General features: G+C 69.4%; 12 protein-coding genes. 5 read left to right on the forward strand and 7 right to left on the reverse strand.

Annotated elements, in window-relative coordinates; genetic code table 11:
• The first annotated feature begins 86 nt into the window (after window positions 1-86).
• Genes NQ152_RS05195 through NQ152_RS05210 form a run of 4 tightly spaced genes read left to right on the forward strand, consistent with a single transcriptional unit; the run spans window position 87 to window position 3,481 of the window.
• Window positions 87-944 carry an ABC transporter permease gene (locus tag NQ152_RS05195; RefSeq protein ID WP_257523249.1) on the forward strand — a complete coding sequence of 286 codons (858 nt, stop codon included), beginning with the start codon at window positions 87-89 and terminating at the stop codon, window positions 942-944.
• Window positions 941-1,765 (forward strand): ABC transporter permease, encoded by an 825-nt coding sequence (locus tag NQ152_RS05200; protein ID WP_257523250.1) that lies wholly within the window; start codon window positions 941-943, stop codon window positions 1,763-1,765. The genes NQ152_RS05195 and NQ152_RS05200 overlap by 4 nt, the downstream gene beginning before the upstream one ends.
• A complete protein-coding gene (locus NQ152_RS05205) occupies window positions 1,758-2,558 on the forward strand; it encodes an ABC transporter ATP-binding protein (RefSeq protein ID WP_257501151.1) in 801 nt (266 codons plus the stop codon). The genes NQ152_RS05200 and NQ152_RS05205 overlap by 8 nt, the downstream gene beginning before the upstream one ends.
• Window positions 2,555-3,481 carry a PaaX family transcriptional regulator C-terminal domain-containing protein gene (locus NQ152_RS05210; protein WP_257523251.1) on the forward strand — a complete coding sequence of 309 codons (927 nt, stop codon included), beginning with the start codon at window positions 2,555-2,557 and terminating at the stop codon, window positions 3,479-3,481. The genes NQ152_RS05205 and NQ152_RS05210 overlap by 4 nt, the downstream gene beginning before the upstream one ends.
• Here NQ152_RS05210 and NQ152_RS05215 read toward each other — a convergent pair.
• The 4 genes from NQ152_RS05215 to NQ152_RS05230 are packed head-to-tail and all read right to left on the reverse strand — an operon-like array spanning window position 3,408 to window position 7,288.
• Window positions 3,408-4,916, reverse strand: a complete 1,509-nt coding sequence (locus NQ152_RS05215) for a long-chain fatty acid--CoA ligase (protein ID WP_257523252.1) — start codon at window positions 4,914-4,916, stop codon at window positions 3,408-3,410. The genes NQ152_RS05210 and NQ152_RS05215 overlap by 74 nt on opposite strands.
• 55 nt (window positions 4,917-4,971) lie before the next feature.
• Window positions 4,972-5,424 (reverse strand): MaoC family dehydratase, encoded by a 453-nt coding sequence (locus tag NQ152_RS05220; protein WP_257523253.1) that lies wholly within the window; start codon window positions 5,422-5,424, stop codon window positions 4,972-4,974.
• Entirely contained in the window at window positions 5,421-6,338 is a 918-nt protein-coding gene (locus tag NQ152_RS05225) for an amidohydrolase family protein (protein ID WP_257501155.1), read from the reverse strand. Before NQ152_RS05225 ends, NQ152_RS05220 begins: the two co-directional genes overlap by 4 nt.
• An 8-nt stretch (window positions 6,339-6,346) precedes the next feature.
• Window positions 6,347-7,288 (reverse strand): SDR family NAD(P)-dependent oxidoreductase, encoded by a 942-nt coding sequence (locus tag NQ152_RS05230; protein ID WP_257523254.1) that lies wholly within the window; start codon window positions 7,286-7,288, stop codon window positions 6,347-6,349.
• Between the two features lie 88 nt (window positions 7,289-7,376).
• On the opposite strand from NQ152_RS05230, the gene NQ152_RS05235 reads away from it, so the two are divergent.
• Window positions 7,377-7,853, forward strand: coding sequence for a MarR family winged helix-turn-helix transcriptional regulator (locus NQ152_RS05235; RefSeq protein ID WP_257501157.1), 477 nt, complete (start codon window positions 7,377-7,379; stop codon window positions 7,851-7,853).
• A 208-nt stretch (window positions 7,854-8,061) separates the two neighbouring features.
• On the opposite strand, the gene NQ152_RS05240 is transcribed toward NQ152_RS05235, so the two are convergent.
• The 3 genes from NQ152_RS05240 to NQ152_RS05250 form a co-directional block, all read right to left on the reverse strand.
• A complete protein-coding gene (locus NQ152_RS05240) occupies window positions 8,062-9,348 on the reverse strand; it encodes an MFS transporter (protein WP_257523255.1) in 1,287 nt (428 codons plus the stop codon).
• Complete coding sequence (locus NQ152_RS05245; protein WP_257523256.1) at window positions 9,348-10,874, reverse strand: aldehyde dehydrogenase family protein; 1,527 nt, start codon at window positions 10,872-10,874, stop codon at window positions 9,348-9,350. The genes NQ152_RS05240 and NQ152_RS05245 overlap by 1 nt, the downstream gene beginning before the upstream one ends.
• A 140-nt stretch (window positions 10,875-11,014) precedes the next feature.
• The gene (locus NQ152_RS05250) at window positions 11,015-11,977 is read right to left on the reverse strand and encodes a VOC family protein (RefSeq protein WP_257501160.1); all 963 of its coding nucleotides are present in this window, start codon (window positions 11,975-11,977) and stop codon (window positions 11,015-11,017) included.
• Between the last annotated feature and the right edge of the window lie 18 nt (window positions 11,978-11,995).

The following is an 11,995-nucleotide window of genomic DNA, read 5'->3' on the forward strand; positions in this document are numbered from 1 at the left end:
ACCCCCCCGCCCTCGCGCCCGGGGGGGGGGCCGGGCCCCCGCCGCGGGCGCCCCCCGCCCCTCTCCTCGCCCTCGGGAAGAGAGCCATGCACACCGACGGTACGACGGGGGCGCCCGTACAGACGCAGACCGTTCAGGATGCGCGGCGGTTCCGCCGCGGCCGCCGCACCCGATCCGCGCGGAAGATCGCACTGGGCACCGCCGGCATCGTCGGGTTCCTCGTGACGTGGCAGCTGCTGCCCTCGCTGGGCATCGTCGACCCGCGCTACTTCCCGACCGCGACCGAGACGCTCGCGCAGGTCGGTCAGGACGTGCGCGATCTGGAGTTCTGGCGAAACGTCGGCCGCACGCTCACGAAGTGGGGCATCGGTCTGCTCATGGCCACGGTGCTCGCCGTGGTGCTCGGCACGATCATCGGGCTCGTGCCGTTCCTGCGCCGGGCGACCCACACCACTGTGGAATTTCTCCGGCCGATCCCGTCGGTGGCGCTCATCCCGCTCGCGGTGCTTCTGTTCGGCTACCAGATCCAGTCGGCGCTGCTGATCATCGTCTACGCGAGCTTCTGGCAGGTGTTCATCCAGGTGCTGTACGGCGTCGCGGACGTGGATGCCGTCGCGCGCGACACGGCCCGCAGCTTCGGGTTGTCGCGAGGGTCGCGGATCGTCAATCTCGTCTTCCCCACCGCGCTCCCGTATCTCATGACCGGCGTGCGACTGGCCGCTGCCGTGGCGCTGATCCTCGCGATCACGGCGGAGATGTTCATCGGAAACCCCGGGCTCGGGCGTGAGATCGTGTTCGCGCAGTCGGCGGGCAATTGGCCGGCGGTGTACGCACTGGTCATCGTCACCGGGCTGCTCGGCCTTCTCATCAACCTCGTCTTCCGCGCGATCGAGCGCAGGACGCTCTCATGGCATCAGTCGGTACGAGGGGAGGACGTGCTGTGACCCTCTACACGAGCACGGTCGTCACGCCCCGACGCCCCTCACGAGTGTGGGCGAAGATCGGCGAGAGCACCATCTATGCGATCGGCCTGCCCGTCGTCCTCGTGGTGATCTGGGGCATCTGGGCCACGATCGCCCCCGCGAAATTCTTCCCGTCTCCCGCGGAGCTCATCGCGGCGTTCGTCGACACCTGGATCGGCCCGGCGTTCGTCACCGACGTGCTGCCGAGCCTGGCGCGTCTGGGGATCGGCATCGTCTTGTCGATCGCGGTCGGCATCGCAGCCGGCACGCTGATCGGTCTGAACCGCTGGCTGCGCGACCTGCTCGAGCCGATGCTGGAGTTCTTCCGCGCGGTTCCGCCGCCGGTGCTGCTTCCGATCGCGGTTGTGCTGATGGGCCCGACCGATGCCATGAAAGTCGTGGTGATCGTCCTCGGGTCGGTGTGGCCGATCCTGCTGAACACGATCGAGGGCGTGCGCTCGACGGACTCGGTCATGACCGAGACGGCACGATCGTTCGCGGTGACTTCGTCCGAGCGCCTCCGCTATCTGGTACTTCCCGCGGCCAGCCCGCGGATCATGGCGGGGGTGCGGCAGTCGCTGTCGATCGCCCTCATCCTCATGGTCATCTCCGAGCTCGGCTACGCGTCGTCTGGTCTCGGATTCCAGATCGTCTACTTCCAGCGCAACTACCTCATCGCCGAGATGTGGAGCGGCATCCTGCTGCTCGGGCTCATCGGAGTGCTTCTCGCGACGATCTTCGGATTCGTCGAGCGCCGCGTGCTGCGCTGGTACCACGGAATCAAGGAGGTGGAGCGTGCCTGACACGCTGTTGAACGTCCAGAACCTGCGCAAGGTCTACGAGTCCTCGACGGGAAACGTCGAGGCGATCGGAGACATCAGCTTCCGGATGGCCGCCGGTGAGCTGGTGTGCATCGTCGGTCCGTCCGGGTGCGGCAAGACGACGCTTCTGAAGTGCATCGCCGGGCTGCTCAAGCCGACCTCGGGCATCGTCCAGCTCGACGGCAAGACGGTGACGACCCCGCCCGACAAGATGGCGCTGGTCTTCCAGGAGTACGGGCGCAGCCTGTATCCGTGGCTGACCGTGAGCGGCAACGTCGAGCTGCCGCTCAAGCACAAGAAACTCTCGCGTGCAGACCGGGATCGCCTCATCGACGACGCTCTCACCGCCGTCGGGCTCGACCACGCCGCCAAGAGCTACCCCTGGCAGCTGTCGGGCGGGATGCAGCAGCGCGTCGCCATCGCGCGCGCGGTGGCGTACCAGCCCGAGGTGCTGATCATGGACGAGCCGTTCGCTGCCGTGGACGCCCAGACGCGCGCAGATCTGGAGGACCTCGTGCGGACGCTTCACCGCGAGCGAGGGATGTCCATCCTGTTCGTCACGCATGACATCGACGAATCGGTGTACCTGGGGGAGCGAGTGGTGGTCCTGTCCAAATCGCCGACCTGGGTGCAGGAGGATCTCGCCATCGACCTGGCTGCGGAGCGGGATCAGATCACCACCCGCGCGCTGCCGCGGTTCACCGAGCTGCGCACCCACGTGTACGAGCAGATCCAGCGGGCGAAGCGCGGCGAGGCCGTGCGGCCGGCAGCGTGATCTTCGATCCGGATCCCGCCGAACGGGGACGCAGCCTGCGCAGCAGACAGCCCAAGCAACTGCTGCTGGCGTTCTTCGGCGAGTTCGTCGTCGACCAGGACGTTCCGCCGCTGCGCGCCAGCGCCCTGATCGACGTGCTGGAAGGCGCCGGGGTGGCGGCGCCGGCCACGCGGGCCACGCTCGATCGCATGGTTCGACGCGGGATGCTCGCCCGCGAGCGGCGCGGGCGGGAGATCGCGTTCTCCCTGACCGGAGACGGAAGCGCCGTGCTGCGCGAGGCGGTGCAGCGCGTGCGCGGACCGTCCCCCTTCGCCCCGCAGGGAGAGGGCTGGACGCTGGTCACCTTCAGCGTCCCGGAGAACCAGCGCACGCTCCGGCACCGGCTGCGCTCTGCACTGACCTGGGAGGGGTTCGCCCCCCTGCGGGACGGACTGTGGGTCGCCCCGGGGGAGGTCGATCTCGGGGCGGCGCTCGCGCCGCTGCGCGGGGACCTTCCGGGCGGCGCGGTGGCCGGGTTCCACGCACGCGAGCTCGAGGGATTCCCGATCGCCGACAGCGTGCGGGCCGCCTGGGATCTGGACAGCATCAGCACCGCGCACACCGCGTTCATCGAGGCCTGGTCGGCGCCGTCCGCCGATGCCGATGCCGATGCGGGTGGGGCACTGGCCGCGCGGACCATGCTGGTGGCCGATTGGCTGGCGCTGCTGCGCGCGGACCCTCGCCTTCCCCGCGACTTCCTCGATCCGCAGTGGCCGTCAGACCGGTCCTACGAGGTCTTCTGGTCGTGGCGCGCACGACTGGACCCGGCATCCGACGCGCAATTCACCGCGATCGCCGCCACGTCCGAGATCAGCCCCCGAAGCGTGCCCGGAGATCGGCCTTCCGCACCTTCCCGGACGCGGTCCGCGGGAGCTCGTCCGTGACGATGACCCTCTTGGGGATCTTGTAGCGAGCGAGCTTTCCGTCCAGGTGAGCACGCACATCGTGCACCGAGACCGCCGCTCCGCCGCGCACCGTGAGGACAGCCAGCGGCACCTCGCCCCACGCGTCGTCGGACACGCCGATGACGGCGACCCCGGTGACTCCGTCGATGTCGTTGATCAGGTTCTCGATCTCGGCGGGGTAGATGTTCTCGCCGCCGGAGATGATCATGTCCTTCAGCCGGTCCGCGATGAACAGGTAGCCATCCGGGTCCAGATACCCCATGTCGCCGGAGCGGAACCACCCGTCCGGCGAGAACGCCGCGGCGGTCTCAGCGGGAAGGTTGAGGTAGCCGGCGAACACATTGGGGCCGGTCACCTCGATCTCGCCCACGGTGCCGCGCGGCACCATCGCTCCGTTGCCGTCGACGATCCGGACATCCGTGAAGAAGTGCGGAAGACCGACGCTGCCCTGCTTGGACCTCGTCTTGTCCGGCGCCAGCGACGTCGCGCCCGGGGATGTCTCGGTCATGCCGTACCCCTGCGAGAACGACAGGCCGCGCTGTTCGTAGGCGTTCAGGATGCGCGTGGGCACGGCCGACCCCCCGCAGGTGAGCTTCTGCAGTGTGCTCAGATCCGTCTCCCCCCAGCGAGGATGATCGGCAAGAAGCTGGAAGGTCGTCGGCACGCCGCTCAGCATCGTCACCCCATGGTGCTCGATCAGCTCCAGCGCCCGGCCGGCCTCGAACCCCTTCTCCAGCACCATGGTGGCGCCCTTGAGGATCACCGGCAGCGCGCCCATCCCCAGGGATGCCGCGTGGAAGAGCGGCGAGATCATCAGTGCGACGTCGGTGGAGACGATGTCGTAGTCGACGAGACAGTTCAGCGCGACCGAGGTCAGGTTCTGGTGCGTCAGCACGGCGCCCTTCGCCTTGCCGGTCGTTCCCGAGGTGTACAGGATCGCAGCCGGGTCATCCAGCGCCACGTCGGCATCGACGTGGCCGCCCGGCGTGGCGGCCAGCAGGTCGTTCAGCCCGCCGTCGCCGGTCACGATGACGTGGGGGATCCCCGCCGTCGCGACGCCGTCGGCGACGCGGCCGGCGAACTCCGGACCGTGGATCAGTACACGTGCGCCGGAGTCGGTGAGCACATGGGCGATCTCGGGCGGCGCGAGCCTGGTGTTGACGGGGACGAACACGGCTCCGAGCTGAGCGGTCCCGAACAGCACCTGGACGAACTCCGGGCTGTTCTCGCCGATGAACGCGACCCGATCGCCCTTGCGCACCCCGCGGTGCCACAGCAGTGCCGAGACGCGGTCGGTGGCGTCGGCGAGCTGCCGGTAGCTGACCGACTCGCCGTCCGCGTGGATCAGCGCGGGTTTGTCGGGCGTCTTGAGGCGTCGCTTGGCCATCCAGGCGCCCAGTCCTTGATTGTGCATCGGGTGTCTCTTCGTCGAGTCGGAACGGTGGGCGCCGGCGCGATGCCGGGGCCGGCTACGCGTAGAAGCGGTAGAGGCCGCGGGCCACGACGGCCGGCTTGGCGGCGCCGTCGATCTCGATGGTCTGATCGACGGTCAGCTGGTAGCCGCCGGCGATCTCGGTGACCTCGGCGATGACCGCGCCCATGCGCACGCGCGCACCCACCGGGACGGGAGAGACGAAGCGCACCTTGTCCAGTCCGTAGTTGACCTTCGTCGTCACGCCGTCCACATCCAGCAGCTCGGTCCAGAAGGTGACCGCGAGGGAGAGGGTCAGGAAGCCGTGCGCGATGGGCGCGCCGAACGGCCCGCTCTTCGCGCGTTCCGGGTCGACGTGGATCCACTGGTGGTCGCCGGTGGCATCGGCGAACGTGTTCACGCGCTCCTGGGTCATCTCCAGCCAGTCGGTGAAACCGAGATCGGTGCCGGCGAGGCCGGCGACATCGGCGTATGCGATGGAGGTGGTCATGGGTGCTCCTTGGTCGGGCGTTTCGTCTCGCTGTGCAGGCCCAGCAGTCGCGCGGCGTTGTCGCGCATGATCCCGGGCATCACTTCGGGCTTCAGTGCGGTCTTTCCGGCGTCGCCGATCCAGCGATCCGGAGTCAGCATAGGGAAGTCGGATCCGAACAGCACGCGGCTCTTGAGGAACGAGTTGGCGGCGCGCACCAGCGACTCCGGGAAGTACTTGGGGCTCCACCCGGACAGGTCGATCCACGTGTTGTGCTTGTGCGTTGCCACCGAGATGGCCTCGTCCTGCCACGGCACCGACGGATGGGCCATGATGATCTGCAGCTCGGGGAAATCCGCCGCGATCGGGTCCAGCAGGATGGGGTTGGACAGTCCCAGCTTCAACCCGTACCCGCCCGGCATGCCCGCGCCGATCCCGGTCTGGCCGGTGTGGAACAACGCCACCGCCCCGAGCTCCTGGATGGCCGCATACAGCGGGTAGTGCTGCTCGTCGCTCGGGTCGAAGCCCTGCACGGTCGGGTGGAATTTGAAGCCCCGAACCCCGTTCTCCTCCACGAGGCGCCGTGCCGCGGCGACCGCGGCGGCTCCCTGGAGCGGATCGACGGAGCCGAACGGGATCAGCACGTCGTTGTTGCGCGCGGCCCCCTCCGCGATATCGGTGCTCGAGATCGGCGAGTGCCCGAGACGGGTCGTCGCATCGACGGTGAAGACGACCGCGGCCATCTTCCGGTCGCGGTAATACGCCGCGACGCTGTCCAGGTCCGGCCGGGGGCCGTCGGTGCTGAAGTACTTCGACGCGGCTTCCACCAGCGCAGGCGGCAGCGACGCGTGACCGTGCGCACCGATCTCGATGTGCACATGGACGTCGATCGCGGTCAGCGCGTCGACGTCGATCGCAGGCTCGTAGCGCGTCATGACGCCCCCTACGCCGGGGGGCGCTGCAGGTCGGCGGGCAGCGGCGGGAACTGTTCGCCGACCGTTTCCAGTGCCCCGCCGAGTTCGCCGCCGAAGGACTCCTGGAGCGCGTCATAGGTCCAGCCGCCGTCCCGGTATGCCGTGACGACCGGCTCCGGGTGCGACCACAGCTGGAGCCGGTCGCCGCCGACGCCGATGGCCTGGCCGGTGACGTCGGCCGCGGCATCCGATGCGAGATAGGCGATGAGGCCTGCGACGTCGTCGGACGTTCCGAAGCCCAGGTCGTGACGGAAGAACGCGGGCATCGCCTCGCCCTTGGCGTCGGCTTCGACGGCCGCGGCGAAGTAGGGCACCGTGGCGGTCATCGCGGTGGCGGCTACCGGGATGACCGCGTTCGCGGTGATGCCGGCACGCTTGAGCTCGAGCGCCCAGGTGCGCACCATCCCGACGATGCCGGCCTTGGCGGCCGCGTAGTTGGTCTGGCCGAAGTTGCCGCGCTGGCCCGTAGGTGAGCCGATCGCGATGATGCGGCCGCGGATGCCGTTATCGCGCATGTACGTCACCGCTTCGCGCGTGCAGGTGAAGGTGCCGCGGAGGTGCACGTTGATGACCGTGTCGAAGTCGTCGTCGCTCATCTTCCAGAGCACGGTGTCGCGCAGCACGCCGGCGTTGGTGACGAGGATGTCGAGCCGACCGAAGCTCTCAACGGCGGCGGCCACCAGCTGCTGCGCGGTCTCGGTGGGTCCGACCGGGGCGATGACCGCGACGGCCGTGCCGCCGTCCGCGACGATGGCGGCGACAGCGGCATCGGCGGTGGCGGCATCCACGTCGTTGATCACGACGGACGCGCCCCGCCGGGCGAGCTCCGCGGCGTAGGCGAAGCCGAGGCCCCGACCGGATCCGGTGACGATGGCGACCTTGCCCGCGAGGGGGGCGGCGTGCAGAGACATGCGAACTCCTTTGTGACTACGCCCATCCAATCGTCAATCATTGAGAATGTCAATGATTGACGATTGGCATCCTTGCTAGCATCGCCTCATGGACGGCGCCGGCGACAGCAGGGAGAGCGGCCTCGACTCTCCTTCCACAGCGAGCGAGTTGGTCGACGACGTGAGCTTCCTGCTCGCCCGTGCCAACGCGCTCTCGCTCGCGGCCGGCAATGCCGCGCTGTCGCGTCACGGACTGCGCGTGCGCTCGTATTCGGTGCTGGCCCTGGCGGCGAGCAGCGCTCGTCCGTCCCAGCGCGAACTGGCCGAGCTTCTGCGCCTGGATCCGAGTCAGGTCGTCGCGCTCGTGGACGAGCTGCAGACCCGTGGACTGGTCGTGCGCGAGCCCGACCCCACGGACCGGCGCGCGAACGTCGTCGTCGCCACCGACCGAGGCCGCGCCCTCCACGCGGAAGCGGAGGCATCCGCCCGCGGCGCGGAACAGCAGTTGCACGACGATCTGTCCGCGGCCGAGCGGCGCCTGCTGACCGATCTGCTGCGGCGCTTGGCCTTCCCCGCGCGGCGCTGAGCGGCCGTTCGCCCCGCCCGCCCGACGCCCGCCCCCGCCCGCCTCCCGCCGCTCGCCGCCGCCCGCCCCGCCCACCGCCCTCTCCTCCGTTCACTTGCCCTGGATGTACGCGGCGCCAGGCTTTCGGCGTACATCCAGGGCAAGTGAACAGGGGGGCCGGGGCGCGGGCGCCGGGCGGGGGCGGGGCGCGGCGAGGCGTCGGGCGGCGTCAGCGCTCCAGGACGTAGCGGTCGCGCCCGACGAGCATGCCGATCACCGACTGGCAGGCCAGCGCCAGCAGCAGGAGGCCGAGCGAGATCATCCAGTTGCCGGTCGTGGCGTGCGCCCAGCCGAACAGCACCGGTCCCAGCGCGGCGACGACATAGCCGACGGACTGGGACATTCCCGACAGAGCGGCTGCGGTGTCGTGGTCGCGGGCGCGCTGCGCCATCAGGGTGAGCGACATGCTCAGCGACGCCCCCGAGGAGGAGCCGAGGCACGCGGCCCAGAACATGATCCCCTCGGGCGCCAGCATCAGTCCGATGACGCCGATCACCCCGACCGACGGGATGAGCGCGGGGATCACGCGGCGGGCGCGGCCGCGCAGCAGCAGCGGCAGGATCAGAGATCCGGCGATCGAGAACAGCTGGTAGAGCATGACGTCCAGGCCCGCGACCACTGGGGAGCGTCCGATCGAGGTGGAGATGCTCGCCAGCCAGGTGACCAGCATGTAGAAGATCGACGCCTGCGCGCCCATGTACCCGGCGACCAGCCACGCGGTCCGGTCAGTCCAGATGCCCGTGCGCCGGCGGCGGCCGGGCGCGCGGGCGGGCACAACGGTGGGCGAGCGCCGGGACGTCACGATCCAGGCGACGATGGCGAACGGCAGCAGGATGCCGCCGATCAGCAGCAGCGCGAAACGCCAGCCGGCGGGATCCTGCGGCCAGCTGAGGTGGGAGACCGGTACGGCGATGCCCGAGGCGATCGCCCCGAACCCGCCGAGGAGTGCCGAGTACAGGGCGGTCATCCCGGCCACGTGGCCGGAGAAGTCCCGCTTGACCACCGCGGGCATGAGCACGTTGACGATCGCCAGCGCGATCCCCAGCAGCGCGGTGCCGATCCACAGGCTCACGACCGGGCCGGGCAGCGAGCGCACCACGGTGCCCACCGTCAGCAGGAGCAGCGCCCACAGCATGACCCGCGACATCCCGAACCGGCGGGTCAGGTCGTGGGCGACGGGGGAGAAGATCGCCCAGGCGACCAGGGGCACCGAGGCGACCAGCCCGAGGGTGCTGGCGCCCATGCCGGTGTCCGCGCCGATCTGATCCAGCAGCGGACCGATCGAGGTGATGGTCGGGCGCATGTTCGCCGCGATCAGGCAGACGGCGATGAACAGGAACACCGCGGACGATCGCCGATCGGCGGTGCTCGCCGCCGTCAGCGTGTCCGTGTGCCCCGGGCGGGCAGACGGATCGGGTCGGGCGGAGTCGTTCCCGCCCGACCCGAGCCGCGACATCAGTGTGCTTGCGCGGCCAGGGCCGCGGCGTCGATGTGGGCGATGGAACGGGTGTCCTGGAAGGCGCGGATGCCCTCGATGCCCTGCTCGCGACCGAACCCGGACTGCTTCATGCCGCCGAACGGCGCCCGCAGGTCCAGGCGCGTCGCGCCGTGGTCGTTGACCCACACGTAGCCGCACGCCAGCTGTCCGCCGACGCGGTTGGCCGAGTCGACATCGGCCGTCCACACCGAGCCGCACAGCCCCGCCCACGTGTCGTTGGCCGCCGCGATCGCCTCATCCTCGGTGTCGAACGGGAGGATCGGGATGACCGGGCCGAACTGCTCCTGCGTGACCACGCGCAGCGCGGGGTCGGGGTCCACGACGATGGCCGGGCGCAGGAAGTTGCCGCCGGCCAGATCTCCACCGGGGAGCTCGCCGAACTCGCGCACGTCGGCGCCGGCATCCTTGGCCTCCTGGATGATGTCCTCCACGAACGCCTTCTGGGCGCTCTGGTGCAGTGGACCCATGGTGGTGCCCTCGTCCAGTCCGTAGCCGATCACGGCCTTGTCCAGGCGCGCGGAGAGCCCTGCGACCAGCTCATCGAGCCGCGAGCGGTGCACGTACAGGCGCTTGGCGTTCATGCAGATCTGCCCGGTCGTGTCGAACACGGCGGCGTAGATGCGGTCCAGGTGGGCATCGTCGAGGATCGCGTCCTCGAGGAAGATCGCCGCGTCGTTCCCGCCGAGTTCGAGCGTCACCCGGGTGAGGGACTTGGATGCCATCTCCATGATGCGCTTGCCGCCGTTGACGCTGCCGGTGAAGCAGACCTTGGCGATGTCGGTGTTCGAGATCAGGCCGGACATGTTCTCGTCCTTGCCGGTGACGACGTTCAGCACGCCGGCGGGGAGCTTCTGGGCGATCCGCTGCACGACACGGGTCAGCGCCAGGGGCGTGGAGGGCGGCGGCTTGACGATCGCGGTGTTGCCGGCCAGCAGCGCGTGCGGGAGAGCGGCACCCAGGATGGCGATCGGCCAGTTGAACGGCACGATCAGGGTGACCACACCGAGGGATTGGTACGAGACGGTGGTCTCCACCGGGATGCCGGGAACGACCGGGAGGACCTTGCCGGTGCCCACCTCGTCGGCGAGCATCAGGGCGAGGTTCCACCGGATCTCGAACACCAGGGAATCCACCCACGACTCGAACCGGATCTTTCCGTTCTCCTGCGAGAGGATCGCGGCATCCGCGTCACGTGCGTCGGCGATCCCTTCCAGGGCGGCGCGCATCTGCTCGGCCCGCTCCGGCGCGGAAAGCGCGGACCAGGCCGGGTAGGCGGCCTTGGCCGCGGCGACGGCGTCGTCGACGTCCTGCGGCGTGGCGGAGGCTGCGCGCCCCACGATCACGCCGGGCTTGCCCGGGTCGGCGACATCGAGCGTGGCGGCGGTGTGCCGCTCCTGTCCGCCGATGTACAGGCCCGTCTTGATTTGCGTGCCGGCCTCGCCGGCGACTGCGGTCGCGGAGTCCGCGCCGATGGTGTCCGTCATGTCACACCCCTCTGTGCGTTGTTGCTCGCATGGTTGCCGTCGACGCTGCCCAGCGCAGCGCCCGGTCTCTCTTCATTCCACCACTGATTGACTCAGCTGGGGCGGGAATCCGATGAGCCGGGCGCCGGCGCGGGAGAAGGTCAGTCGGCGACGACGTCCACGACCGGGGTGCCGTGCGTGTGGAAGCTCTCGATCGTCTTCATGCCCCACGCCTGGCCCTTCTTGCGCTCTTCCTGGGTCCACTCCACGACGGGCTGGTCCGGGTCCAGCAGCAGGCGCGCGCCCGCGTTGGCGAATTCGATGCGGTTGCCGCCGGGCTCCCAGACGTACAGGAAGAACGTCTGGTTGATCGCGTGCTTGTGCGGACCCGACTCGATGTAGATGCCGTTCTCGAGGAAGATGTCGGCGGCCTTGAGGATGTCCTCGCGCGTGTCGGGTGCGAAGGCGATGTGGTGCAGGCGGTTGCCGTGACGGGTCCAGTCGTCGGAGTAGACGACGTCGTAGGACTTGTTGTTGAAGTGGAACCACCATGCCGCGTAGCCGCCGGCGTCCAGCTTGATGCGTTCACTCTCGCGACCGCCGAGCGCCTTGGCGATGAACTCGCCGTTGGCGACGACGTCCTTGGCCAGGTAGTTGATGTGGTCCAGGCGGCGGGCGTTGACGCCGCGGCCCGGGAACCGCGATGCCTGGTTCTTCAGGGCCGGCTTGTCATCGGTGGCGACGTAGCGCTCGGTCTCGTAGTAGATCGCCATCGCGTGGCCGTCGGGGTCGGTGAACTCGAACGTGGGGCCGGTGCCGACCTCGCCGTCGACCCAGCTGCCGCCCAGGCCCGTCTCGGTGATCGCGGCGACGCGGCGCTGCAGCGCATCCTCGCTGGAGGCACGGAACGTCGTGCGTCCGACACCCGCGGCATCCGATGCCGTGAGCTTGATCGTGTACAGCTCGTATTCGTCCCAGGTGCGCAGGAAGACGGAGTCGCCCTCCTCGGCGACGACGCGCATCGCGAGCAGGTCGGTGAAGAACGCCTTGCTCTCCTCGAACTTGGGCGTGAGCAGCTCGACGCTGCCGATGTGGGCGACGTCGAACGCGGTGAAATCGGTCATCCTGCGGTCCTCTCTGGC

Origin of the sequence: Microbacterium sp. zg.B48 (assembly GCF_024623505.1) — a bacterium.
Taxonomy (GTDB): domain Bacteria; phylum Actinomycetota; class Actinomycetes; order Actinomycetales; family Microbacteriaceae; genus Microbacterium.